20 protein-coding genes are annotated in these 24,463 nt (G+C 65.5%); 5 read left to right on the top strand and 15 right to left on the bottom strand.

Annotated elements, in window-relative coordinates; translation table 11 throughout:
- The 3 genes from G5C50_RS01285 to G5C50_RS01275 are packed head-to-tail and all read right to left on the bottom strand — an operon-like array spanning position 1 to position 3,127.
- Positions 1-1,245: an NAD(P)/FAD-dependent oxidoreductase gene (locus G5C50_RS01285; RefSeq protein WP_165063850.1), complete on the bottom strand. Its 1,245-nt coding sequence runs from the start codon at positions 1,243-1,245 to the stop codon at positions 1-3.
- Complete coding sequence (locus G5C50_RS01280) at positions 1,242-2,195, bottom strand: 4-hydroxyproline epimerase (protein ID WP_240906906.1); 954 nt, start codon at positions 2,193-2,195, stop codon at positions 1,242-1,244. Before G5C50_RS01280 ends, G5C50_RS01285 begins: the two co-directional genes overlap by 4 nt.
- 23 nt (positions 2,196-2,218) lie before the next feature.
- Entirely contained in the window at positions 2,219-3,127 is a 909-nt protein-coding gene (locus tag G5C50_RS01275; RefSeq protein WP_165063848.1) for a dihydrodipicolinate synthase family protein, read from the bottom strand.
- 136 nt (positions 3,128-3,263) lie between these two features.
- Between G5C50_RS01275 and G5C50_RS01270 the strand changes: the two genes are divergently transcribed.
- Together G5C50_RS01270 and G5C50_RS01265 are read left to right on the top strand one after the other, a co-directional pair.
- A complete protein-coding gene (locus G5C50_RS01270) occupies positions 3,264-5,543 on the top strand; it encodes a S9 family peptidase (protein ID WP_165063846.1) in 2,280 nt (759 codons plus the stop codon).
- 78 nt (positions 5,544-5,621) lie between these two features.
- Positions 5,622-6,269 carry a hypothetical protein gene (locus G5C50_RS01265; RefSeq protein WP_206107552.1) on the top strand — a complete coding sequence of 216 codons (648 nt, stop codon included), beginning with the start codon at positions 5,622-5,624 and terminating at the stop codon, positions 6,267-6,269.
- 61 nt (positions 6,270-6,330) lie between these two features.
- Here the strand turns inward: G5C50_RS01265 and G5C50_RS01260 are convergent, their stop codons facing one another.
- The 5 genes from G5C50_RS01260 to G5C50_RS01235 form a co-directional block, all read right to left on the bottom strand.
- Positions 6,331-6,996, bottom strand: a complete 666-nt coding sequence (locus G5C50_RS01260) for a hypothetical protein (RefSeq protein ID WP_165063842.1) — start codon at positions 6,994-6,996, stop codon at positions 6,331-6,333.
- 15 nt (positions 6,997-7,011) lie between these two features.
- Positions 7,012-7,815, bottom strand: a complete 804-nt coding sequence (locus G5C50_RS01255) for a hypothetical protein (protein ID WP_165063840.1) — start codon at positions 7,813-7,815, stop codon at positions 7,012-7,014.
- Between the two features lie 138 nt (positions 7,816-7,953).
- The gene (locus G5C50_RS01250) at positions 7,954-12,027 is read right to left on the bottom strand and encodes a HEAT repeat domain-containing protein (protein WP_165063838.1); all 4,074 of its coding nucleotides are present in this window, start codon (positions 12,025-12,027) and stop codon (positions 7,954-7,956) included.
- Between the two features lie 59 nt (positions 12,028-12,086).
- A complete protein-coding gene (locus tag G5C50_RS01245; RefSeq protein WP_165063836.1) occupies positions 12,087-13,595 on the bottom strand; it encodes an amino acid permease in 1,509 nt (502 codons plus the stop codon).
- 806 nt (positions 13,596-14,401) lie between these two features.
- Complete coding sequence (locus tag G5C50_RS01235) at positions 14,402-15,487, bottom strand: lysylphosphatidylglycerol synthase transmembrane domain-containing protein (protein ID WP_165063832.1); 1,086 nt, start codon at positions 15,485-15,487, stop codon at positions 14,402-14,404.
- Between G5C50_RS01235 and G5C50_RS33125 the strand changes: the two genes are divergently transcribed.
- Positions 15,375-15,605 (top strand): twin-arginine translocation signal domain-containing protein, encoded by a 231-nt coding sequence (locus G5C50_RS33125; RefSeq protein WP_165064453.1) that lies wholly within the window; start codon positions 15,375-15,377, stop codon positions 15,603-15,605. The genes G5C50_RS01235 and G5C50_RS33125 overlap by 113 nt on opposite strands.
- Here G5C50_RS33125 and hisB read toward each other — a convergent pair.
- The 7 genes from hisB to G5C50_RS01195 form a co-directional block, all read right to left on the bottom strand.
- A complete protein-coding gene (gene hisB, locus G5C50_RS01225; protein ID WP_240906905.1) occupies positions 15,520-16,116 on the bottom strand; it encodes an imidazoleglycerol-phosphate dehydratase HisB in 597 nt (198 codons plus the stop codon). The two genes, G5C50_RS33125 and hisB, sit on opposite strands and share 86 nt — an antisense overlap.
- Positions 16,117-16,189: 73 nt before the next feature.
- The gene (gene hisC, locus G5C50_RS01220; protein ID WP_240906904.1) at positions 16,190-17,251 is read right to left on the bottom strand and encodes a histidinol-phosphate transaminase; all 1,062 of its coding nucleotides are present in this window, start codon (positions 17,249-17,251) and stop codon (positions 16,190-16,192) included.
- 32 nt (positions 17,252-17,283) lie between these two features.
- Positions 17,284-17,808, bottom strand: coding sequence for a GNAT family N-acetyltransferase (locus G5C50_RS01215; protein ID WP_165063828.1), 525 nt, complete (start codon positions 17,806-17,808; stop codon positions 17,284-17,286).
- Positions 17,809-17,841: 33 nt separating this feature from the next.
- Positions 17,842-19,209, bottom strand: coding sequence for a histidinol dehydrogenase (gene hisD, locus G5C50_RS01210; RefSeq protein WP_165063826.1), 1,368 nt, complete (start codon positions 19,207-19,209; stop codon positions 17,842-17,844).
- A 105-nt stretch (positions 19,210-19,314) separates the two neighbouring features.
- Entirely contained in the window at positions 19,315-19,866 is a 552-nt protein-coding gene (locus G5C50_RS01205) for a hypothetical protein (RefSeq protein ID WP_165063824.1), read from the bottom strand.
- Position 19,867: 1 nt separating this feature from the next.
- Positions 19,868-20,761, bottom strand: coding sequence for a hypothetical protein (locus tag G5C50_RS01200; RefSeq protein WP_165063822.1), 894 nt, complete (start codon positions 20,759-20,761; stop codon positions 19,868-19,870).
- A complete protein-coding gene (locus G5C50_RS01195; protein ID WP_165063820.1) occupies positions 20,739-22,055 on the bottom strand; it encodes an ammonia-forming cytochrome c nitrite reductase subunit c552 in 1,317 nt (438 codons plus the stop codon). Before G5C50_RS01195 ends, G5C50_RS01200 begins: the two co-directional genes overlap by 23 nt.
- 444 nt (positions 22,056-22,499) lie before the next feature.
- On the opposite strand from G5C50_RS01195, the gene G5C50_RS01190 reads away from it, so the two are divergent.
- Positions 22,500-23,291 carry a PEP-CTERM sorting domain-containing protein gene (locus G5C50_RS01190; protein WP_165063818.1) on the top strand — a complete coding sequence of 264 codons (792 nt, stop codon included), beginning with the start codon at positions 22,500-22,502 and terminating at the stop codon, positions 23,289-23,291.
- A 238-nt stretch (positions 23,292-23,529) separates the two neighbouring features.
- Positions 23,530-24,453 (top strand): sterol desaturase family protein, encoded by a 924-nt coding sequence (locus G5C50_RS01185; RefSeq protein ID WP_165063816.1) that lies wholly within the window; start codon positions 23,530-23,532, stop codon positions 24,451-24,453.
- Positions 24,454-24,463: the final 10 nt, after the last annotated feature.

Raw genomic sequence — 24,463 nt, 5'->3', positions numbered from 1 at the left:
CTAGAACCGTGTCGATCGATAGGGCTTCGGGTCGATCAAAGGCTCGTCGCCGTTGAGCATCTCGGCGACAAGCTTGCCGGTGCCGGTGGCCATCGAGAGTCCCAGCATGTTGTGGCCGGCGGCGATCATGACGTTATTGATCGCCGGGGCGCGGTCGATAATCGGCAGGCCGTCGTAGGTCATCGGTCGCCAGCCGAACCAGGTTTGCTGAACGGGCTCGGCCTCGGGTTCCTGGAGGTACGGGGCGGCCCCGTCGCGGAGGATCTTGAGGCGCGACGGGTCGATCGTTTCGTCGTAGCCGGCGAACTCCATCGTCGAGCCGAGGCGATAGCCTGAGTCGAACGGGGTCACCGCGACGCGGGTTTCGGGGAAGATCATCGGGACGTTCGGGCAGATCTTCGGCCGGGGCATCGTGATGCTGTAGCCCTTCCCGGGCTGGATGGGGACCTTGCAGCCGAGGCCTTCCGCAAGCATCGGCGTCCACGCGCCGGCGGCCATGACGAAGGCGTCGGCCGTCAGCTCGCCCTGGGTCGTCTTCACGGCAGAGGCCGAGCCGTTCTTGCGGATGAAGCCCTGGAAGCCGCAGTTCTCGCGGAAGGTCCCACCGGACGCCTCGACGTTCGCCCGCCAGGCCTTCATGAGCCGGTCCGGCCGCAAGTGAGCGTCCTCGTGGTAGTACCAGCCGCCCGCGAGGCCCGGCTTCAGCGCGGGCTCGCGTTCGAGGACGGCGTCGCCTTCGATGCGCTCGGCCGGGCAATGGAATTTCTCGTCGAGCAGCCTGTCAGTCGGAGCGTAGGCATCGAACTCCTTGCGGTCGCGGTAGACGAAGAAGAGCCCGCGCTCGTGCCACTCGCAGTCGAGGGCCTCGTCCTTCATGAGCTGCTGGTAGAGGTGGAGTGAACTCTCCAGGATGGGCTGGATTCCCCTCGCGGCTTCAAGCATGTCACGCTCGTTGCAGCGGCGGGCGAAGTGGTACATCCACGACCAGAGCGCTGGGTCGAGGCGAAACTTGACCTTGAGGGCCGAGTTTTTCTGGAAGAGCGACGCCAGCCCTTTGCCCACCATGCCGGGCTCGGTGAGCGGCAGGACGTGGCTGGGGCAGACGAAGCCGCAGTTCCCCGCCGAACTGCCGCCGCCGATCGCGCCTCGGTCGATGACCGTGACGTTCCAGCCGGCCCTTGTCAGGTAGTACGCGCACGAGGTCCCCACGACCCCGCCGCCGATCACGATTACGCTCTGGCTCATATCCGGATGCCCGCACCGAAGGGGTCGCCGGGGTCGACGAGGAGCGTCGCCTCGGCTGTGATGAAGGCCCTGCCGCGGATCCGGGGGCGGACGCCCCCGTCGACGATCTTCGCGACGCCCTCGAAGACGCTGCCCACCACGCTCTCCTGCCGCCAGACGCGGCCCTCGGCGAGCTTGCCGTCGGCCACCAGACAGGCCAGATTCGCGCTCGTGCCGGTCCCGCACGGCGAACGATCGTAGGCCTTGCCAGGGCAGAGGACGAAATTGCGGCCGTCGGCGGCCGATGATGAGGGGGGGCCGAACAGCTCGACGTGGTCGATCTCACGGCCGTCGTCGCCCTTGATCCCCTGGGCCGTGAGAGCCTGTCGGATCCGCCAGGCGACGTCCGTCAGCCGTTCGACGTTCGCCGCGTCGATCCGTTCGTCATGGTGATGGACCAGGAAGAACCAGTTCCCTCCCCAGGCGACGTCGCCGACGAACCGGCCGAGACCGGGGACATCGACCGCCACGTCCTTGGCCGCGCGTCGGCTGACGACGTTCTCGACGACGACCGAGCCGTCGGCTTCCAGTTCCATCGTCACGTCGCCGACGGGCGTCTCGAGGCGATGGCTTCCCGGGACGATCCGGCCCATGTGGGCGAGCGTCGCCCCCAGGCCGATCGTCCCGTGGCCGCACATGCCGAGGTAGCCCACGTTGTTGAAGTAAATCACCCCGGCCGCCGAGTCGGAATTCACCGGCTCGCAGAGCAGGGCGCCGACGAGGACGTCCGACCCGCGCGGCTCATTGGTCACGCAGGATCGGAAGTCGTCGAAGCGGTCGCGGAAGACGTCGAGGCGTTCGGCCATCGTCCCCCGACCCAGGTCGGGACCGCCGGCGACGACCACGCGGGTCGGCTCGCCGCCGGTGTGGGAATCGATGACTTCGATCCGACGGAGCGATGGACTCGGCACGAGGGCGGCTCCTCTCGATCCAGTCAGGCCGACGCGGTCGTTTGGGGACGTTCGGCGATCCCCTTCCGGATGATCGCCAGGATACGCTCGCGTTCCTCGCCCTCGATGGCCAGCCGGGGGGCGCGGACCGTCTCCGACCCGTAGCCGCACTCCTGAACGGCCAGCTTGATGTACTGGACGAGCTTCGGATACGTGTCCAGATGCAGCAGCGGCATGTACCAGCGGTAGACCTCGCGGGCCTCTTCCCAGCGGCCGGCCTCGGCCAGATCCCAGAGCAGCCGGTTTTCGGCCGGGAAGGCGTTCACCAGGCCGGAGACCCAGCCCTCCGCGCCGAGCATCAGGCTTTCCAGCACCAGATCGTCCACGCCGGCGAGAAGCGTGTAGCGGTCGCCGCAGGCGTTCTTGAGGTCGGTGATCCGGCGCACGTTCTCGGACGATTCCTTGATGGCGACCAGCGTCGGCTCGTCGGCCAGTTCCTGGAACATCGCGGGGGTGATGTCCACGCCGTAGGACACCGGGTTGTTGTAGACCATGATCGGCAGGTCGGTGGCCCTGGCGACCGTCCGATAGTGGACCATCGTCTCCTCGGGCGCGGTCTTGTAGACCATGGTCGGCAGGACCATCAGCCCGTCCACGCCGATCTCCTTGGCGTCGACCGCATATCGTGAGGCGAGCTTGGTGGTGTACTCAGCGACGCCCGTCAGAACTGGGACGCGACCACCGATGTGGTCGACCGTCGCGCGGAGGACTTCCAGCTTTTCAGGATACTCCAGCGAGTAATTCTCACCGACGGTCCCGAGCATGATCAGCCCGTGGAGGCCGGCGTCGAGCATGGCGTCGATGTGAGCCAACGTGGACTTGAGGTTCAGCGACTGGTCGCTGTGGAACTGAGTCGTCACCGCCGCGAAAACGCCGCGCCATGCGCTCGACATGCCTTCTCCTTCGGGGATTCCGGCCCACAGATGGGCCTTTCTTAATGACCCTGGCTCTATCATACTAACCAATCTACGAATTCTGTTCGACGCCCCTCCCGTCGCCTGCCCCAGACACCGGAGCCCGGCCTTGACCATGAAGCTTGCGGATGCCCGCCGTCTCGTCGCGTTCACTCTCATTTCAGCCGTCACTCCGGGGATCGCTGCGGCGGGAGACGAGGGGTCGAAAGCCGCCTACGCAAGGGCCGAGGGCCTGGCCGAATCCACGCGGGACAAGGTCTTCAAGGCCCGCGTCCGGCCTGCGTGGCTGCCGAAGGGGCATCGGTTCTGGTACGCGAACAGCCTTGCGGAGGGAGCGCGCGAGTACATCTACGTCGACGCCGAGAAAAGCGAACGTCGACCGGCCTTCGACCACGAGAAGCTGGCCGAAGCCCTCGGCAAGACGTCCGGTAAGCCGCTGAAGGCCGACCACCTGAGCCTCGACCGATTCACGATCGCCGAGGACGGCGCAGTCCACTTCGCCTTCGACGGCAAGACCTATCGCTTCGACCCGGCCGGCGACTTGAAGGAAGCGCCCATCCCCGAAGGGGCGCCAGCCCCGCCCGCCGAACCCGAACGCGGGGGTCCCGAGCGGCGGCGGTTCGCGAATGAAGGGACGCGACGAGCCCCCAGGGGCGAGGACTCTCCGGACGGCAAGCTCTCGATTCGACTCCGCGACCACAACCTGATCCTGCACGAGCGGGTCTCGGGGAACGATACCATCCTCACCTTCGACGGCGCCGACGTCGACGCCTACGAACCGCGGGTCTTCTGGTCGCCCGACTCGAAGCGGTTCATCGCCCTCCGCACTCGAAAGGGGTCGGAACACAAGGTCTCGATGATCGATTCTTCGCCGAAGGACCAGCTTCAGCCGAAGGTCTTCACCCACGACTACCTCAAGCCCGGCGACCAGATCGCCGTCTCCCGGCCGCATCTGTTCGATGTCGAAACCCGCAAAGAAATCCCCATTACTCCCGAGCTGGCTCCGAACCCGTGGAGTATCGACGACTTCCACTGGTCGCCCGATTCCAGCCGGTTCTCCTTTCTGTACAACCAGCGCGGGCACCAGGTGATGCGGGTGATCGCCGTCGACGCGGCGACCGGGAAAGCCTCGGCGACTGTGGACGAGCAGCCGGAGACGTTCTTCTGCTACTCATCCAAGCTGTTCGAGCGGCGGATGGACGCCACCCATGAGCTGATCTGGATGTCCGAGCGCGACGGCTGGAATCACCTCTATCTGATCGACCTGAATGACGGGAAGGTGAAGAACCAGATCACGCGCGGGCCGTGGGTGGTCCGAGGGGTGGATCGCGTCGACGAGGAGAAGCGGCAGATCTGGTTCCGCGCGGGCGGGATCCACGCGGATCAGGACCCGTACCACGTCCATTTCGCCCGGGTGAACTTCGACGGCTCGGATCTGGTGGTCCTCACGGCGGGCGACGGCACCCACGAGATCGACTATTCGCCCGACCGCGAGTTCATCGTCGACACCTACTCCCGCGTGGACCTGCCGCCCGTGACCGAACTCCGGCGGGTGAAGGACGGCGGTCTCGTCTGCGAACTGGAAAAGGCCGACGTCTCGCGGCTGGAATCGTCGGGGTGGAAGCCTCCGCAGCGGTTCGTCGCCAAGGGGCGCGACGGCAAGACCGACATCTACGGGATCATCTGCCGCCCTCGGAAGTTCGACGCGTCGGCGAAATACCCGGTGATCGAGCAGATCTACGCCGGCCCGCAGGGGTCGTTCGTGCCCAAGCGGTTCGCCCCCTATCACGCCCATCAAGGGCTGGCTGAGTTGGGCTTCATCGTCGTCCAGATCGACGGAATGGGGACGAACGAGCGGTCGAAGGCCTTTCACGACGTCTGCTGGAAGAACCTGCTGGATTCCGGGTTCCCCGACCGCGTCCTCTGGATGAAAGCCGCTGCCGAGAAGGACCCGGCGATGGACATCTCGCGCGTGGGCGTCTACGGCGGGTCGGCCGGCGGCCAAAGCGCCCTGGCGGGCCTGCTGACGCACGGCGACTTCTACAAGGTGGGCGTCGCCGACTGCGGCTGCCACGACAATCGCATGGACAAGATCTGGTGGAACGAGCAGTGGATGGGATGGCCGGTCGGTCCCCACTACGCCGAGCAGTCCAACGTCACGCTCGCCCCCAAGCTGACCGGCAAGCTGATGCTGACCGTCGGTGAACTCGACCGCAACGTCGACCCCGCCTCGACCATGCAGGTCGTCAACGCCCTCATCAAGGCCGACAAGGACTTCGACCTCATCGTCTTCCCCGGAGCCGACCACGGCGCCGGCGGCGGCCCCTACGGCGACCGTCGCCGCCGCGATTTCTTCGTCCGGCACCTGCTGGGCGTTGAGCCGCGTTCACGGTAAGGTCGAATCAATCAACGAATCGCTAAAAGCGGCTCTCTCGGCAACATCGAAGCTTGAGAATCCTGAGGGCTGGTATCCATGTCAGCGACCCAGGATCGAGATCGGGTGGCGCGGATCGCAACTGCGGATGTCGCGGCTGCATCACGAATCGCCCGGAACATCAGCGACCCGTGGTTCCGTTGCCAGGCCCTGGCCTCGGTAGCCTGGCGAGTGGATGCCGAGAAGCCGTTCTTTGGGATTATTGACGAGTCGCTGGAAAGCGGCTGGTCCATCAAGATTCCGAATCGAGCGGCTACAGTGGTCGCGTGGCCTGTTGCCGCACTTGCCGGTCACTCGCTCTCTGGCCCCGGTGCGAGGGAGCGAACCCGCAGCATGTTTCGTGCTGCTCTCGACCAGGTCAGGAAGGTGGTCGCCGAAGACCTTTCCCCCATTTCCCGGGCCGACGCTCTGCTCATCCATGTTCACGCACTGTCGCCTTCCTGTCCGGAGCTTCGGAAAGGGATCATCGACTTGCTCATGAAGGAATGTCGCGACCCGGCGAACCGGAAACGTCAACGTCAGATCGAAGAGGCGGCGCTCGTGATCGCTCGGGATGATCCCGGCACGGCGCTCACCCTCGCATCTTCGCTGGATGAAAGCCGACGGCGAAGGACGGTCGCCTCGATTGAACAAAAGAACGTGGTTCTCGGACCACGGTCCTTCTTTGAGGGGACGCGACCTCGTTGAATCAACCGAACGCGGGGTGTAAACCGCCTTTACGCAGCCCTGTTGACATCGAGATCGGCCCTCAACGTCCCCGCGAGATCACGCTCCAGACCATCTGCGCGACGGCGACATAGGCGTTGCTGAAGCCCTCCTGTCGGAAAAACTGCGTGGGTTGGTACGGGTCGCCGATGAACGGGCGGAGGATCCAGCCCATCTGGACGCCGACGAAGACGTAGACGATCAGCCAGGCCCGAAGCGCCTGGCGGTGGATCGGTCGGGCGGCGATGAGGTCGCGGTAGGAGCGTCGAAGGATTGCCTGCGCGCCGAAGCTCGCCGCGGCGAACATCAGGCCGTTCAGGAGGACGGCCTTGCGATAGTCGACGCCCGACACATAGATGAATCCGGTGATCGGCGCAAGCGACGCCAGGATCACGGTCAAGCCGGCCTGGGTCGTCGTCAACGCGGCGACGACCTTGGGGAAGTCTCCGCGAAGCCCAAGCAGGGTGTTCACGACGAAGAAAGTCGGCAGGCTCAGGGCGAACGACGCTGTCAGCATCAGCGGGACCTTCAGCCCCGAGTAGACCATCTGGAGCGGCCGGACGCCGCCGCTCTGGCTGTACGACCCCATCACCGCACCGTAGAACGCCCCGAAGGCCAACAGCACAGCCAACCGCCATCGCCATGGGGCCTCACGCGTAGGCCCGGCGCGGAGCAGAGAATCGGCCTCAACAAGAAGCGTGGAAGGCATGACGGGCCTCCGGCTTCACGAGAAGAGGGCCTGGAAGGCGTGGAGCACGGCCTCGAAGAAGTTCGACTGGCGGGCCCGGAACCAGGTGAATGGGACGTCCGGGTTGCCGATGAAAGGCCGCAGCACCCAGGCCATCTGAGCGCCGACCAGGCCGAAGAGGACCACCCAGAGCCGAAAGATCGTCCGCACGTGCTTCGCCAGTAACTGATCCGAGGTCGCCTCGATCGCCCCGACCGACTCTTCGGGCGAGCCCAACTCGGGCGTCTGCTCAAGGCTCTGGGCGAGGTTCAATCGCTGGAGCGTCTGCAGCAAGAACGCCAGCGCCAGAAACCCGGACGCCGCGAACACGGCGACATTGAACAGCACCATGAACGGGTAACTCGTCGTGCAGACTGAGAAGAACGCCACGATCGGCCCCATCGAGGCCAGCACCGCCACGTTCACCCCGAGCGTCGCCGACAGCAATCGGAACATCGATGCGAACGTGAGCCGCGAGCCCACCAACGCGTTGAAGACGTAGAGCGACGGCAACGTCACAAGCAGCGTCAGATAGAAGAGCAGCGGCACCTTCACCATTGACGCGACGACCTGGGACAATCCCGGCCCCTTGCTCGACAGGACCGCAAACGTCCCCATGCAGACGCCGTGCAGCATCGCCAGCACGACGATCACCCGGGTCAGCATCCAGGAGTCGACCGGAACCTCACCCCGGCGCAACTCGGAGAGCCGCGTCGACTCGCCCCGCAGGATCCGGTCGAGTTCACGGAACCCCTGCCCCCAGTTCTCGCTCTTGCCGCTCCCCGCGTCGACCGTCGCCATAAGTCTCCTCCTGGAAACACGACTCGCAAGGTGTCTTTGTTATGCAAAGCGGCCATCACTTTGCCAGACAAAGATTGTGCCGTCAAGCTATCTCACGAATTCACGCCTGTTCTGAGCTTAGGATCCAATAGTCAGGAATCAGGGGACGATGGGAGCGAGATCGATGACCTCCTCGGGTTCGGGGCGGGGGGCGGGGACGGTGCTGGCGGCGGACCGTCGGATCCAGGAGAGCACCGCGCGATAGGCAGGATCGTCGACGCCCTCCCAGCGTCGACCGCCGACATGGTTGGCGTCGGGCCGGGCGGTCTCGTCTTTTGAGTGGGGACTCAGAGGCTTGCGAAGCAGGAGACTCGACTCGGGGTGGACGAGGTCGACGACCTTCGAGGCGGAGGTGAAGTTGAGGAGGACGTCGGCGTCGCTCGGGCCGCCATCGCGGGGCTCTGCGAGTCGGAGGATCGTGTGGCTGACGTGGCAGTCGACGCAGGAGTGGCCATCGGGCCCCGGCTTGGAGAAGAGGGGATTGATGTTTTTTCGAAAGATGTCGAGATCGAGAAAGACCGGTCGATCGAGCTGCGCGTCGGCGGAGATTGTCTCGGGGTCGAAGTCCGAAGCGCGGAGCATGGCGTCGACCCTCCCGGCCAGAGCGGGATCATCGGCCAGGGCCTTGACGCGGTGGGAGAGGACCGGGAATCGGACGAGCAATCGGTTGTGCTTGACGACGTCAAGCGCGTCCAACCGGACAGCCGAGTCGGGGTCCATGAGGAGCCGAGCCAGCCGTTCCATTGCGTCGGCTCGATCCCAGAATGACGCCCGGCGCGCCGTCGCCGCCAACCCTAACCGCCGAAGTCTCGGGGACTCGTCCGCAAGCGCGGTGAGTATGGCCGGAGCCGCTTCGGACGTGGTTCGAGAGACCTCGTCGATGAGGGCGTCGTAGGCGAGTTCGCGGACGGCCTCCGATGGATCGGCGGACGCCTTGCGAAGCAAAGCGAGCAGGGCCTTCGTGGCATCCCCAGTTGGAGATGTGCTGACGCGCAGAGCCGTTCGGAGGGCGTCAGACTTGTTCGTCGGCGAGAAGCGCGGCCAGCCGCGCTCGATCGCGGTGAAGATCTCCGGAGGGGTGAGTCCAAGGTGGTCAAGGACTGGAAGCAGGTCGGGCGATCCCTCGGCGTTCTTCACGACCTGAGCGAGGGCCGAGGTGATCTCGGGACGTCCCGCGAGCCCTGGGTTGCGGCCGATCGCGGCGATGAGCGGAGAACGAGCGTGGGTCGATCGATCGACCAGATCGGCGATCTCCCTCACGCGCTCGGCGTCGAGTTCGACGCCGTCGAGACTCAGCTCCTCGCGAACGATCCTCCGGGCGATGGCACGTACGTCGGAATCGGCGTCGTCGAGGGCACGCAGGAAGGTCGCCTGGATTGTGGGGACTCGGGTCATCGCTGGAAGCTTGAAGAAGCTGGCGAGTTGCAGAGCCCGAAGGCGATTCGGCGGGGTGAGCGGCGAGGTTAGGAGGGGGTCGAAGGCGGTTTCAATGTCACTGGCTGGAACCTGATAGAGGAAACCGAACTCGCGGTCGTTCCCCACATCGACGGCGTTCTCCGGTTGGCGAGCGTAGGTTCGCCCCTGGAAGAACGACCCGTCGAATGCCTGCAAGACTCCGTCGCGTTGAAGGGCGTCGCCGTCGCGAAGAACCGCCAGGATCGGGCCGAGGAGGGCGTCGCGTTCAACGAGCTTGCGAGCTTCGAGAGCCGTCGCGCGGAGCGACTCGGGGAGAGCCTCAAGATTCCGCTGGAGGCTCACGCCTCCGCCCAGGTTCTCATCGAGGATGATATAGAGGTTTTCGCTCAGGTTGCGGCGCTGCAGCGGATCGGTTTCCGCCCCCATCCGTGCCAGAAACGCCTGAACGATCTGCTTCCGAAGGGCGGTCTCCGGCGTCCTGTAGAACCAGCGGCGGAGCGCTCGCGCGGCGTCGAAACGAGTGAGATAATCGGAATCGCTCATGCGTCGGATGAGGTGCTCGGCAAGCTCCCGCGCTTCGTCGACGCCGTAGGTCTGAAAGGTGAGCAGACTCGTCGCCGACCTCCTCACACGCGGGTCTGAGTCGTCGAGAGCCGCGCCGATCGCTGCGACGCCGATGCCACGGTTCCCGAGCCTCCGCAGTGCGCTTCCGGCCGCGCGGCGGACGACCTTCGAGGGGTCGCCGAGAGCTGCCGCCAGCGGTTCGACGGCCTCCTTCGGCTCCAGCCGACCGAGGCACGAGGCCGCCGAGGCGCGGACGAGAGGGGAATCGTGTCGGAGCAGGGGAATGACCGCGTCAGCCAATCCCTTTCGCTCGTCGGCGGGCGTGTCCCAGGTCGACTCCAGATCGTCGAGGGTGTGAGAGCGGGAATCCGTTCGCAGCCGGATCGACGGCCTCGCCTCTCGGGCTCTGGGAAAGGCCCGGGCGAGGGCCATGACGGCGTAACGGGTCTCGCGCATGGGCGTGCGGAAGTTCTCGTTCGTGCCGTCCTGGAACCATCCGCCGAAGTCCTTCTGCTCTGCTAGGAGATACTTCAAGGCGCGAGCGACGCTCGGATGATCGGGTCTGAGGCCGGCTTCCAGGAGGGCGTCGACCATCTGGCCTGTGATGTAGACGGCGCTCGGGCCGGGGCGTGCGTCGGACTCATGCCAGCCGCCGTCGGCGTTTTGCAGGGCCAGGAGGGCACCGGTCTCTCGGCGGATCTTGTTGGCGTTCGCCGCGCCGTCGATCAGGCTCCAGGCGACGAGGCGGTGGATGCGATCCTGGAGCGATTCGACCTTTCGGTCGGCCGCGCGAGAATTCAGAACGGCTGCGATGTTCTGAGCGGCTTTCGCATACTCGTCTCGTCCCGTCCTTCGGGCGAGTTCCGAGAGAACCCACCAGCCCTTCCACGCCAGGCCGAACTTGCTCTCGGTCGGCACCACGTTGTGCTCGTCCTCGGGAAGCGCCGTCCGCGAGCCCCAGGCTTCGCGAAGGAACGGACCGAAGCGTTCCAGGGCCCTGGTTTCCGTTCCGGCGACCTCTCGATCAAAGTCGAGCAGGACGGTCCCCTGCGCCCCCTGGGCTTCCAGCGGAGTCGCGATGTACCGCTGCCAGCAGAGCTCGGCATCGCCGTAGAGCGGAGCGGGACCGTCGGCGATTCGATCGATCATGGCCTGAAGGGCGGCGCGATCCTCGATCTCATAGCCCGATCGGAGAGCCGCCAGCGCCGCCTCGGCGGGAAAGCTGGTGGCGTGGCAGCCGGTGCAACGCAGGCTCGTCTCGTGCAGGTTGGCCGATCGGACGAAGCGATTCCCCTCGCGCGGCACCTGGGAAAGCCATGCGTCGCCAGCGTTCAGGATGTAACGCAGCCCGGCTTCCACGGCCTTTCCGGGGTCGTCGAACGGTGGGAGGTCCGAGGTCTTCGACCGCAGCACGTAGGCCGGATGGTTGGCGTTCACGCGAAGGTAATAAACCCCCTTCGTGAACCTCCGGACGAGGTTCTTCGAGTACCGCACCCGCTCCCGGTCGTGGATGATCTCCATCGGGTCCTTGCCCGACGTGTAGGGCGTCAGCCGACTGTCCTCCAAAGTGAAGACGGCCAGGTCGGCGGAGACGTCGCGATCGACGAGGTCGAGCGTGAACGTGGTCAGAATCGGCTTCTCTGTCGAGACTTCGAACCGGAACCAGTCGAGCCCGGCCTTCCCTTCCTGGGAGTTCTCCAGGAAGTCGACGTCGTCGGCCGAGCCATACACCGACCGGCCGAGGACGAGGGGATTCGCCGACCGCCAATCGTCGTTCGGCTCGGCCTCGAAGGCTGCGTCGTCGACCTCGTCCGATCGCCAGGAGACTTCGACAGGCAGGGGAGTCTTCGACGGGCCGTCCGCACGCGTCAGGCGGAGACTTGCCGAACCATCCCTCGTGGGGCGGAAGGGGAGATAGACGTCGGGATCGCCGGCGTGAAGGTCCTTGCGAAAGGTCACACCGGCTGGTCCGATCAGTTCAACGCGGAGCCGATCACCGTCGGCCGGCGCTGCGATCGAGACGGTCATCTCGTAACGCCGGCCCGCCTGAACGTCGCCGAGCGACCGCGTCCACGACTCGCCCACGGCGATGGCCGGGGCTTCGCGTATGGGCGTCTCGCCTCGAACGACGATCGGCCCAAGCGCGAGTGTCACGGCGATCTGGATGGCACTGAGGACGTGGCGGCGAAACATGGATGGTCGCCCTCGACGCGTCCTGATGGACGGGGACTCTCCCGTCCATTGTACAGACGTCAGACGTCGAGGTCAGCCGAAACCGCCCCGACGGCCTCTGGGGTCCTATTCAGCAGCGAGTGCCGGCGGCTGTATCCGAAGTAGACGAAGAGTCCGACGATCAGCCACGCGAGCAGCCGGATCCAGTTGTCGGTCCCCAGCCAGAACATCAGGCCGCCGTTGACGAGGACCCCCATCGTCGAGACGAAGGGGACGAACGGCGTCCGAAACGAACGCGGCAGGTCCGGATCGGTGATCCGCAGAATCCATACCGCGGCCGAGACCACGACGAACGCGAAGAGCGTGCCAATGCTCACGAGGTCCGCCAGGAACCCCAGCGGAGCGAGCGCCCCGCCCAGCGCGACGACCAGGCCGACGAGGATCGTCGACTTCCAGGGTGTCTTGAACCGGGGATGAACCGCCCCGAAGAACTTGATCGGCAACAGGCCGTCGCGAGCCATCGCGAGCAAAACGCGGGGTTGGCTGAGGTTGCCGACCAGCAGCGAGCTGGTCATTCCCGCCAGGATGCCCAGGGTGATGAGCGTGCCGGCGAAGGTGAGCCCCTTCGCCTGCATCGCGGCGGCGAGCGGGGCGGTGACGTCGAGTTGGGCGTAGGGGATCATTCCGGTCAGGACGGCGGCCGTCGAAACGTAGAGCACGGTGACGACGACGAGAGCCCCGAGGATGCCGATGGGCATGTCCTTCTTCGGGTCACGGGCTTCCTCCGCGTGGGTCGAGATCGAGTCGAACCCGATGTAGGCGATGAAGATCTTGGCCGCTCCCTCGGCCACGCCGCGCCAGCCGTGCTTCTCGTGGAGGAACGGCGTCCAGTTCTTGGGGTCGATGTACGCCGCCCCCGCGCCGATGAGCGTCAGGATGACGGCAATGTTCATCAGGACCATCGCGGCGTTGAACCCCGCGCTTTCCCGGATGCCGACGACCAGAACGACCGTCACCGCCAGCGTGACCAGCACGGCCGGCAGGTTGAACCAGGCCAAGGCTTCGGAGCCGTCGAGGAGCTTGACCCGGTTCAGGAAGAACCCATTCTCGCCGAAATCCCAGGGCGGACTGAGCAATCGCGGGTCCATGTGGATCCCCATCAGATTACGCAGCATGGAATCGAAGTAACCCGACCAGCCGTTGGCGACGAAGCACGACCCGACGGCGTATTCCAGGATCAGGTCCCAGCCGATGATCCAGGCGAGCAGCTCTCCCATGGTGGCGTACGCGTACGTGTACGCGCTGCCCGCGACGGGGACCATGCTGGCCATCTCCGCGTAGCAGAGCGCCGCGAAGCCGCAGCCGATCGCCGCGATCACGAAGGAGAGCATGAGCGACGGCCCGGCGATGTTGCGGGCGACGATTCCAGTCGAAACGTAGAGCCCCGATCCAATCGTCGCGCCGACCCCCAGCGCCACAAGAGCCAACGGCCCCAGGCGGCGATGGAGGCGGTCGCCGTCGGCTTCCATCTCACCCAGCATGAGGGAGGCGGACTTGCGGCGAAACAGGGGGCTTGAGAACAGTCGCATGCGTCGGGCCTGCCTTCCAACTCGCGTCGCCGCCCCCCTGGCCAGCGGGCGGGTCTATCGAATGGTGACCAGGGTAAGGGATCAGCCGGTCGTGGGTAAAGCCCGCCGGAGCGAGGCCAACACGGCTTCGTTTGCATCGCTGAGACCTGGGGCGTCGAATCGGATCACGAATCCGGGCGACGTCTCCCGCACGTCGACGAACCAGGCCCAGTCGAACCGGGCTGCTCCATCGACCGTCGACGGCTTTGATTTTGGGTTCGATCGCGCCCCCAACATCCGCGAATTTCGGGCGTAACCAATTGGAATAACATTGGTTGCGTCCGACAATCTCAGCGGCTTCGATTGACGGGATTTCAGACTCTCCTCGCTCGACACGACCAAGCCGCCGCAGGCTGATTCCGAATCGAGGCTTGAATTCTCCCGCCAGGGCCACGCTCGTCTCACGCGGCATCAGGTCCGTTCCTTGGACTCGATGCGTGAGTGGAATGGCAGAGACAGGCCACTGATAGACACGGATGAACGCAGATGAGAAATACGGAGCGAGGGCGAGCATCCACGACGATCGCCTCGATTTCTTTATCTGCGTTCATCCGTGTCCATCAGTGGCCGATTCCCGGCTGGAGTCGGGGGCTGTGAACCACCTCCGGATCCTCCAGAGCGACTCCGATATCCCTTGCGGACGAAATTGAAGACGCGCGCAGCCGTCCTCTCGATCCTGCCGAGTTGTCAAAGAGCGCGCGCCTTCACGCTGCCTCTACTGGGACTATACCCACAACTCGGCCTGGGTTTCGGAGACGGGCGCGGAATCAGACCAGAGGGCTTGCGCCCGCCGGTTCCTCGTCGACGAGATCGCCGTCGATCAACTCGTGTTCGATCTCGTGGGCGGCGGTGGTGAGGCCTCGGACTTCCTTGAGATTGAGCAGGTAGACGACAGCGCCTGTCAGGCCCAGGGAATACATCAGGATCCGGAAACCCATCATCGCGAGCGCCCCGCTCGGGTGGCCGACGAGATTGAAGAGTTGGTCCGCAGCCCCCTCGGTGAATCCGAGCGCCCCGAACGGCAGCGGCACGGCCATCGTGAAGAGCGTCAGCGGGCCCATCAAGTAGTGCTGGCCAAGCGTCGTCGACATGTCCGGAAAGAGCATCCGACCCATCAGGTAGAGCGCAAAGACGTTCAGCGTATGGCCGACGACCGAGAGCCCCAGCGCCAGCAAAACCACGTCGAGCCGCGAGCGATACGTCGACGACATCGTGTTCAACTCGGTCGTGATCGTCCCCAGCTTGGAATGCTCCGACTTCATCGAGGCCGGCATGAAGCGTGAGAACACCTGGCCGAAAACGGCCGCCAGCAGCGCAAACCCGGCTCCGGTGGCGATCCAGGCCGCGAGGATCAACCGCTGAACGGCGGGCGTCGTCATGCTCCAGGCGAAGACGCCGGCGATGGAGGCCAGCAGGAACAGCCCCATCAGGCCGAGGATCCGGTCGATGACCATCGAGGCCACGGCCTGGGTCTTCCGGATGTGCATCCGAACCAGGTACGCCGCCTTGATCAGGTCGCCGCCGACCGCGCCGGGGATCACCAGGTTGAAGACGTAGCCGATGAAGCCGAGGAGGAACGTGGACCGAAGCGTGAACCGAGGCTCGATGACCCGAACCAGGGCATACCATCGGACGAAGGTCAGCATCACGCTGCAATGGAAGATCGCGATCCCAGCGACCAGCAGCCGGAGGTCCAGCTTGCGCGAGAAGACGTCGCGGAGCTTCTCGCGGTTCTGGTAGATCACGACCGCAAGCAGGGCGAAGGCCAGGGCGATCAGCCCCAGATTCACGAGCGTCCCGACGAGGGACTTCCTGGGCTTCTCGGGCGCGGTCGTCGCGTCGCTCGTGCTCACGGCTCCCTCCGTTTCGCGTCATTGCGTTGCGGTCAGATCGTGCCCTTGGTGGAGGGCACCTCGTTGCTTCGGGGGTCGCGCTCGGCGGCGTCGCGGATGGCGCGGGCGAGCCCCTTGAAGATCGCCTCGGAGACGTGGTGCGTGTTGCGGCCGTAATGCAGCAGGACGTGCAGGTTCATCCGGCCGTGAGTGGACACGGCGTGCCAGAAATCGGCGATCAACTCGCTGTCGAACCCGCCGATCTTGGGGGCAGGCATCGGCGCGTTCCAGACCCAGTAAGACCGGCCGCCGAGGTCCACGGCGCAGGTGACGAGGGTCTCGTCCATCGGCAGGATGCAATGGCCGTAGCGGCGGATCCCGGCCTTCTTGCCGAGAGCCTGGTCGATCGCCATACCCAGGCAGATTCCGATGTCCTCGGTCGAGTGGTGGTCGTCGACGTGGAGGTCGCCCTGGCAGGTCACGGCAAGGTCGATCAGCGAATGCCGAGCGAACAACTCCAGCATGTGATCGAGGAACCCGATCCCCGTCGCCAGGTCGGCGCGGCCCTGTCCGTCGAGCGCCAGGGAGAGGCGGATGTCGGTCTCGCGGGTCTTGCGGACGATCTCAGCGACGCGCGGGGGCTCGTTCAAGGCGCTGTTCCCAGACGGGGGTGACGGTTCAGGGGCGATCGCGGGCGATTGTATCCGATCCTCCGACGCTTGTTCAGACGATTTCGCGGAGGACTTCCAGCAGCCGGTCGATCTCGGCGTCGGTGCCGACGCTGACCCGAAGACCCGGCTCATAACCAGGATACCGCATGAGGCGGACGAAGATGGAGCGCCGCTTCAGCTCCTGGAACGTCGGCTCGGCCGGAGGGCCGCCGGTCGCCCAGACGAAGTTCGCCTGACTGTCGGTCACATCCCATCCCAGCTTGCAGAGGCCGGCGGCCAGGCGGTCGCGGGTGGCGATGATCTTCGATCGGGTCTCGTTCAAATACCCTTGATCCTCGAGCGCGGCCTTTCCGCCGGCCAGGCTGATCGCATCGCAGTTGTACGAGTCCTTCACCTTGTTCAACTCGGCGACGATCGAGGCGTCGGCGATCAGGTAGCCCAGCCGGAGGCCGGCGAGGCTGTAGCCCTTGCTGAACGAGCGCGTGACGATGACGTTGGGGTGATCCTTCACCAGCTTGATGCAGTTCTCGCGAGCGAAGTCTCCGTAGGCCTCGTCGACGACCAGCGGGCAGTCGAGCCGCGCAGCCAACTTTGCGACCTCGGCGGCGGGAAGGGCCGTCCCGGAGGGGCTGTTGGGGTTCGCCAGGTAGACGAGCTTCACGCCCGGCGCGGCGAGGGCGTCGAAGTCGAGCCGCCAGTCGTCGGTGAACGGGACGATATGGGCGCGGCCATCCTGCAGGCTGATGAGCGTCGAGTAGAGCAGATAGCTGGGCGTGGGGTAGGCGGCGAGATCCCCCTTGCCGACGAACGTGCGGGTGAGGATCGTCAGCACGTCGTCCGAGCCGTTGCCGGCCAGGATCATGTCGGGCTCGACCCCGTGAAGCGCCGCGGCCGTCTGGCGAAAGGCCAGGCCGGTCGGGTCGGGGTAAAGGCGTAGCCGGTCGGAGACGGCCCCGACCAGGGCCTCTTTCACTCGAGGCGAAGGAGGATAGGGGTTCTCGTTCGTGTTCAGCTTGATGAACGAGCCCCCCTGAGGCTGTTCCCCGGGGACGTAGCCCTCCATCGCGGCGATGTAGGGGAGGACGAATCGGCGCGTGTCGGCGGTGCTTGCCACCTTCCAGAACTCCTTGGCTTGTCTCGTCGCAATCAGGATTTGGGGGCTTCCCTCGCCAGTTCGGCGAGCGGTTCGTCGGCGATCCGGTAGGTGATCCACTCGTCCAACGGCCCAGCGCCGAGGGACTTGTAAAAGCCGATCGCCGGCTCGTTCCAGTCGAGGACCGCCCACTCCAACCGGCCGCATTTGCGCTCCAGCGTGAGCTTCGCCAACGTCCCGAGCAGCGCCTTGCCGATTCCCCGGCCTCGGTGCTCCGGCTGGACGAACAGGTCTTCCAGGTAGATACCGGGCTGGCCGCGGAACGTGGAAAAGGTGTGGAAGAAGAGGGCGAGCCCGACCGGCTCGCCGGCGATCTCCGCGAGAAGGACCTCGGCGTAGGGCCGGGAGCCGAACAGGTGCTGGCGGAAGTCCTCGGCGGTCGCCTTGGCGAACTGGTCGAGCTTCTCGTAGATCGCCAGCTCGCGGATCAGGTTCGCGATCGCCTGACAGTCCTCGGGAACGGCCTGACGGATCTTGAAGTCGGCCTTGGATTCGCCGGAATGCGTCGAATCGCTCATGATGTTCAACTCCAGCGGAGAGGGGGCCGGGGTTCAGGAACGGTCGGCTCGGTTCAAACGGACGTCGACGCTCCAGCGATGGGCGGTGAGCCCCTCGACGTCGGCCAATCTTTGGACGTCGGGAGCCAGGGCCGCCAGCCCGTGCGCATCGACGCCGATCAGGCTCGACCGCCTGAGGAAGTCGTTGGCCGAGAGGCCCGAAGCCCAACGCGCCGTGCCGCTGGTCGGGAGGACGTGCGACGGCCCCGCCGCGTAATCGCCGAGCGCCACCGGCGTCAGATGCCCCAGAAAGATCGCCCCGGCGATCGTCAGCCCCGGCAGCAGCCGCTCGGGATCGGCCGTCGAAACGTGCAGGTGTTCGGGGGCGAACATGTTCGAGAGAGCCACGGCCTGGTGCTCATCGACGCACTCGATCAGAGCGCCGAACCGCTCCAGGCTGTCGCGAGCCAGGTCGCCTCGATCCAGGGTGGCGAGCGCCTCCTCCAGCGCCGCCTGGACCTTGTCGATCAGGCCGGGCGTCCAGGTCAGCATGATGCTCGCACCGGGCGAGTGTTCCGCCTGGCTGATGAGGTCGGCGGCGATGTAGCGGGGGTCGGCGGAAGCGTCAGCGATGAGGACGACCTCGCTGGGGCCGGCGATGCTGTCGATGTCGACCTCGCCGTAAACGTGCTTCTTGGCCAGGGCGACGAACAGGTTCCCGGGGCCGACGATCTTGTCGACGGGCGGAATCCCATCCACCCCATAGGCCAGGGCGGCGACGGCCTGGGCGCCTCCGACGCGGTAGACCTCGTCGACGCCCAGCTCGCGGCAGGCGGCGAGTAGCTCGGGGTTGTAGCCGCCAAACTTCGTGGGGGGGACGACGACCGCGATCTCCTGCACGCCGGCGGCCTGCGCGGGGACGACGGTCATCAGGAGCGTCGAGGGATAGGCCGCAGCGCCGCCGGGGATGCAGACGCCCACTCGACGCAAGGGCGTGTAACGCAAACCCAATCGAATGCCGGGCTTCGGTTCGACGTGGACGTCCCGGTTGAGGATCGCCCGCTGGTAGGTCAGGACGTTCTCGCGAATCCGGGCGATCGTCGCCAGATATTCGGGATCGGCCTTGCGGTGGGCCTCGTCGAGTTCCTCGGCCGAAACGCGGACCTCGGCCGGTTTGAGGTCGACCTTGTCGAGCTTCCGGGTGTAGTCGAGCACGGCGTCCAGGCCGCGATCGGCGACGTGTTCGCAGATCCGCTCGACGACCTGGGGCGGCGTCAGCGGCTCGCCGAAGACGGCGACGGTCCGGGCGCGGCCCTCCGGGCTGACCACGTTCCCCTTGGGGCTCAGCTCGCGCCGGAGAGAGGCGATCGCCTCACGGGCGTCGTCACGTGCGCAGTCGATCCGACGGATTTTCAGGCTCAAGGTGCTCGCTCACGATCTCGATACAGGCGGAGGCTCTCGCGACCTCCATTATCGCGCATCGCCGCGATCCTGCAACCGGAGCGGGGCGAAAGGGAGACCGGGGCGTCACCCTTCGGATGGGTCGTCCAGGTCGAGGTTCGCGAAGTCGACCTGAATTCCCACGCGCTCGCCGTTGAGGACCAGCTCCCGGATCAGGTAAGCGCCGGAGCCGAACCCGGTCGCGGCGAAGACGACGGGCGCCGGCCCCTCGGCGTGAAGCTGCCCTGCCAAGACGTCTTCGGCCGGCGGCGTCGCCAGAAACGCATCGTAACCAGCGTCGTCGAGAGGTTCCGTCTCCGCTACGAAGAGGTCGACGTCCGCCAGGCCGACGCGCTGAGAGTCGACGATGAATCGCTGAACGTTGTCCCCAAGCAACCCTCCCGGCTCCCGGCTGGCTCGCAACCGAGAGACCAGGCGGCGGCCGCCGAAGTCGGACAGAGCGATCTCGACCAGGAAGGAACCAGCGCCGACCTCGATGGGGGCGGACTGGAGCATGAAGACGGGATCGGCGACCAGCACCGCGCCGCTTGGCACCTCCAGCCGACCAAAGACCAGCCAGCCGCTCGAACGGGGGCGATCGGTCGAGACCGGTTCCTTCAGGTAGTCGGCTAGGTCCATCTTATTCTCCCGATCGAGGAATGGCGGTCGGCGATTCCGGCCGGTTCACCGTCAGAGCCCACAGCCCCAGCAGCCCCAGAATCCCAAGGTCGGCGAAGAGCAGGGGGGCGAACGCCGGGGCCCCGTAAAGGAACGAGCTCCAGAGGGTCGAGGTCGGCCTGACAATGTTCGCGTAGACGTGCAGGCCGAAACCGAGGACGCCCACCAGAATCTCCGTCAGCATGATCGCGACAACGAGCGTCCGCAAGCGGCGGTCGTCGGGAGCGACCAGCACTCCGCAGAGAAAGCCGAAACCGATCGCCGAGGCGACGACGCTGGCCCACTCGCTGGAGTAATAGAAGCCATTCTGCGCGTGGTCGGCCGTGCTCAGGACGAAGTTCCCCGCCCAGCCTCCCGCCGCCAACACGACAATCCACAGGGCCCACTCGCGCGAGCGGGCGTTCACCATCCGATTGAGGATCACCAGAAGGCCCAGACCGGCGTAGGCGAGTGGAGCCGCGAATGGAGCCGTGTAGACGAGGTTCTTGAGCGTCATCTGTTCGAAGAAGTCGCCCTTAAGATGAAAGACGAGCCCGGCTACTCCCACCGACAGCGAGCCCCAACCGACGAGCATGCCGACCGCCCAGGCCACGCCCGACCGCCATCGGGGACGGTCGAATGGGAACCGTCCGCGAGGGGCGGGCTCGAGACCGCCGAGCAGCATCGCCAGAACGAGCGCCGGGGCGCAGGCCAGAGAGAACACGACGGGAATGTATTCCGCCGGGTCCTCGAAATCGTTGATGGCATGAGCGACGCCGACGTCGACGGCCAGAAAGCCGATGTTGCCGATCGCGAACAGCTCGACCCAGAATTGCGGGCGGCCGAGCCAGCCCTTACTTGGAAGCGCCGGATGCATCGGCAGCGCCTCCCGGCCGGGCTGAGGGGTCCGAAGACGCAGCCGCCTTCGGGGCGGCTTCACCCTTCGAGGCGCGAGCCCGGATCTCCTCGGCCGACTTCTTCAACTCGGCCATCTTGTTGACGATCTCATAGTAACCGTGCCACTGGACGAAGTCGGCCCCTCCCATGTAGGCGCCGTGCTTGGCGGTTCGGCCCCCGTAGTGCCAGAGGTCGAAGTGGATATACTCGATCGGCTCGTCGAACGGCTCGGGGGTCAGCAGGTTGTCCTTGCGCAGCCCGGCGATGATCTCGTCGGCCTCCTTGACGAGCTTGTTGGTCGAGCGAACGACTCCCTCGGCCGAGCCGTAGAACTCCTGGATCTTCGGATTCGTGTGGCACTTCAGGCAGATCGCCTTCATGTTCCGCCGCCCGGCCTCATAGGTGGGACGACGGTCCGAGACGCTGGCGAAGAGGAAGTACGACAGTCGCTCCGTCACGTCGTGAGTGAACTTCTCCCCCTCAAGGCCGCTCATGTGGCAGGTGGCGCACGTGGGAACGGGCATGTCCTCGGTGCTCAGCTTTTCGGGCCGGGCCGAGAGGTTCATCCCCGACCGTTGAGCGTTGAACAGCACGCCGTGCTTCGACTCGTGGTAGATCTCCAGTTGCGAGTGGTCCGGCCCCATGTGGCACTGACCGCAGGTTTCCGGGAGACGCGCCAGCTCTACCGACGCCACGTGACGGGCGTGACATGCGGTGCATGAACCAATCGAGCCGTCCGGGTTGGGTTTGCCGACGTCGTGGCACTGGCGGCACCCCTTGTTGACGGCCGCCAGCCCCTCAACGGCCGTCAACGGGTGGGGCGGACGGTCGACGGCCCCCTTGTGGATGGCTTCGCTGAAGGCGATCTGCTCGGGGGTGAAGTCCGCCTTGCCGGTGACCGCCGCCCAGGCCGGTGCGGCGTGTCGACTGCGCATGTATTCGTCGACCTGCTTCTCGTGACAGGATCGGCAGTTGGAGGACGTCAGTTTGCGAGTGATCGTGAAGCCCTTGTGGTCGTAGGGTTCTTGCCCCTTCGTCGGCTGATGGCAGTCCAGGCAGGTGACGCCTTTCCGGCTGTGCAGGCTCATCTCGAACTCATGAACCACGGCCGACGTCTCGTGCCGGTGGCAATCCGCGCACTTTCCCGTGGCCTTCACCAGATCCGCCGAGGGCCGATCCGTCTCGATTCGGGGCCGTTTCGACTGCAGGACGAAGGCCGAGACGATCATGGCCGTGCTGAGCATGACCGCGATGAAAAGGCCGCGGAACGACATGATCGCCTCCCCGTCAATGATATCCGCGAATGTGAGGCGGTCTGCCGCCTCCGTGGCGAGCTTCCAGCTGTCCGAAACGTCGGCCAGCGGTGATCGCATCGCTCTCGGTTCGCCGTCGCCCCCTCTGAGGGCGGAAGCCTCTGATTTCAGTCCTTCCAGTCTACATCGACGACAGGGCCGAGCAAGCCTACGGCGGGGAGTCCGCGAAACACGGTGGTGGGATTGAGGAACGCCAGGCGTTGCAAACGCAGGACGCATGTCCCCCACGTCGATGCGACACCTATTGATCGGTGGCGAGGGGCTGACGGAAGCCTCCTGAGAACTCCGACTCGCATGGTTCTGAAAAGCGTCCGACGAATGGACGAGCGAGTGTTTACAGCAGGCGACTCCAATCGACGTTCGATTGGGATCGTCGCCCCCCGCCAGCGGATCGAGGAGGCTTCGATGATCGGGATCAAGCGAGCGTCTCATGTCATTGCGCCCGTGATTGCCCTGGCCCTGGGCGGCGCCCAGGCGAATGCCGCGGAATTGATCACGAACGGCGGGTTCGAAACCAACAGCGGAAACTATCAGATCGGCTACACCGGCCACTTCCTTTCGGGCTGGACCAGCGCGAACGCTTCGCCGGGGACTCTCGGGTACAACTTCGTTTTCAACGCCCAGTCCCCCACGACCAGCGGAACGAGCGCCGACAACAGCGGATCGTTTGGCGATTCGGACAGCTCCGCCATCAAGCTTTGGGGACCGGGGACTGGCAACAACAACAACCTGACCGTGAGCCCGAACGGCGGCGCCTTCGTCGCCCTGGACGGCGACTATCACGTGGGTGCGCTTTCACAGACGCTCTCCGGCCTCCAGATCGGGCAGGCCTATCAACTCAGCTTCTACTGGGCGGCGTCCCAGCAATCCAACCGAGACGGCGCGACATATCAGTCCTTGACCGTGTCGTTCGGCTCGCAATCTTACGATACGAGCACCGTGACGCTCCCCAGCCATGGGTTCTCCGGCTGGATGCTTGAGCACTACACCTTCGTGGCGACCTCCGCGACACAGACGCTGTCCTTCCTGGCGCATGGTTCCGCGGTGAGCGGCGGACCCGGCAGCCTCCCGCCGTTCCTGCTCCTGGACGGGGTGTCGATGCAGGCGGTCCCCGAGCCGTCCACCTTCGCTCTGATGGGCCTCGGTCTGGTGGGCGTCGTCGGCGCCCGTCTCCGCCGCTCCCGTCGCTCCGAGTGACCTTGATGGTCCACCACTGTCTTCCGTCCGCCGACCGCCGCCTTCGGACGGGTCCTGTTTTCTGGACCTGTCTCGAAGGCTGGTTTCGTCTGTCGAACGACTGCGGCCGGTTCGTCCGATCAGGTCCGAGCTTCGGCGAGTTCCGAGCAGACCCACCGCGTTTTAGATTCAACTCGTCGTCTGGGCCTTACTGGCTGCAGACGTTGGCGTCCACCCACCGGAACGAACGAGCTCCACGATGCAGGCCAACGGCGTCGACTCCCTGGCGTTCCTTGAACCGATTATTCGACTCACGGTCTGGCTGGCGTTGCTGGCGGCGGTCTTCGTCCCGCTGGAGCGCATTTTCGCGGTTCATCCCCGCAAGGTGTTTCGGAAGGGGATCGCCGTCGACCTGGCGTACTACTTCATCAGCAGCCTGCTGCCCGCCCTGTTGCTGGGCGCTCCTCTGGCGCTGCTCGCCTGGATCGCGCGACAATATGTGCCCGCCGTGGTCCTGAACACGACCGCGTCCCTACCCTTCTGGGGGCGTTCGCTCCTGGGTCTCGTGGCCTCGGAGATCGGGTATTACTGGGCTCATCGCCTGAGCCATCAGATCCCCTTCCTGTGGCGGTTCCACGCAATCCACCACAGCGCGGAGGAACTCGACTTTCTCGTCAACACGCGAGCTCACCCCCTGGATATGGTCTGGGGACGACTCTGCGCGATGACGCCGTTGTACATCCTCGGCCTCGGAAGCCCAACCGGGGCGGCGGGCAGCGCCGTACCGGTCGCCGTCACTCTGATCACGACGATGTGGGGCTTTTTCGTCCACGCCAACGTCCGATGGCGCTTTGGTCCGCTCGAATGGCTGATCGCGACGCCTGGGTTCCATCATTGGCACCATACGAAGACCGGCCCCCTCAATCGCAACTACGCCTCGACGCTCCCCTGGCTCGACTGGCTTTTCGGCTCCTTCCACCTTCCGCGAGGAGAGTGGCCGTCCGACTACGGCGTGAGGTCGCGGATACCCGACGACCTGATGGGGCAGTTCTTCTATCCCTTCGAGGGGCCTCCGCCGACGGCCGTCCGCGGCCCCAAGCACATCGAGCCGTCCTCCCGGTCGACGGAAGCGGGAAACGACGAAACGGCCGTCGAGATTGGTGATCCATCCTCGACGGCCTGACGGCGTGCGT

Origin of the sequence: Paludisphaera rhizosphaerae (genome assembly GCF_011065895.1) — a bacterium.
Classification (GTDB): domain Bacteria; phylum Planctomycetota; class Planctomycetia; order Isosphaerales; family Isosphaeraceae; genus Paludisphaera; species Paludisphaera rhizosphaerae.
Note: the sequence above shows the minus strand (reverse complement) of the source record. Positions and strands in the feature narration are given on the sequence as shown.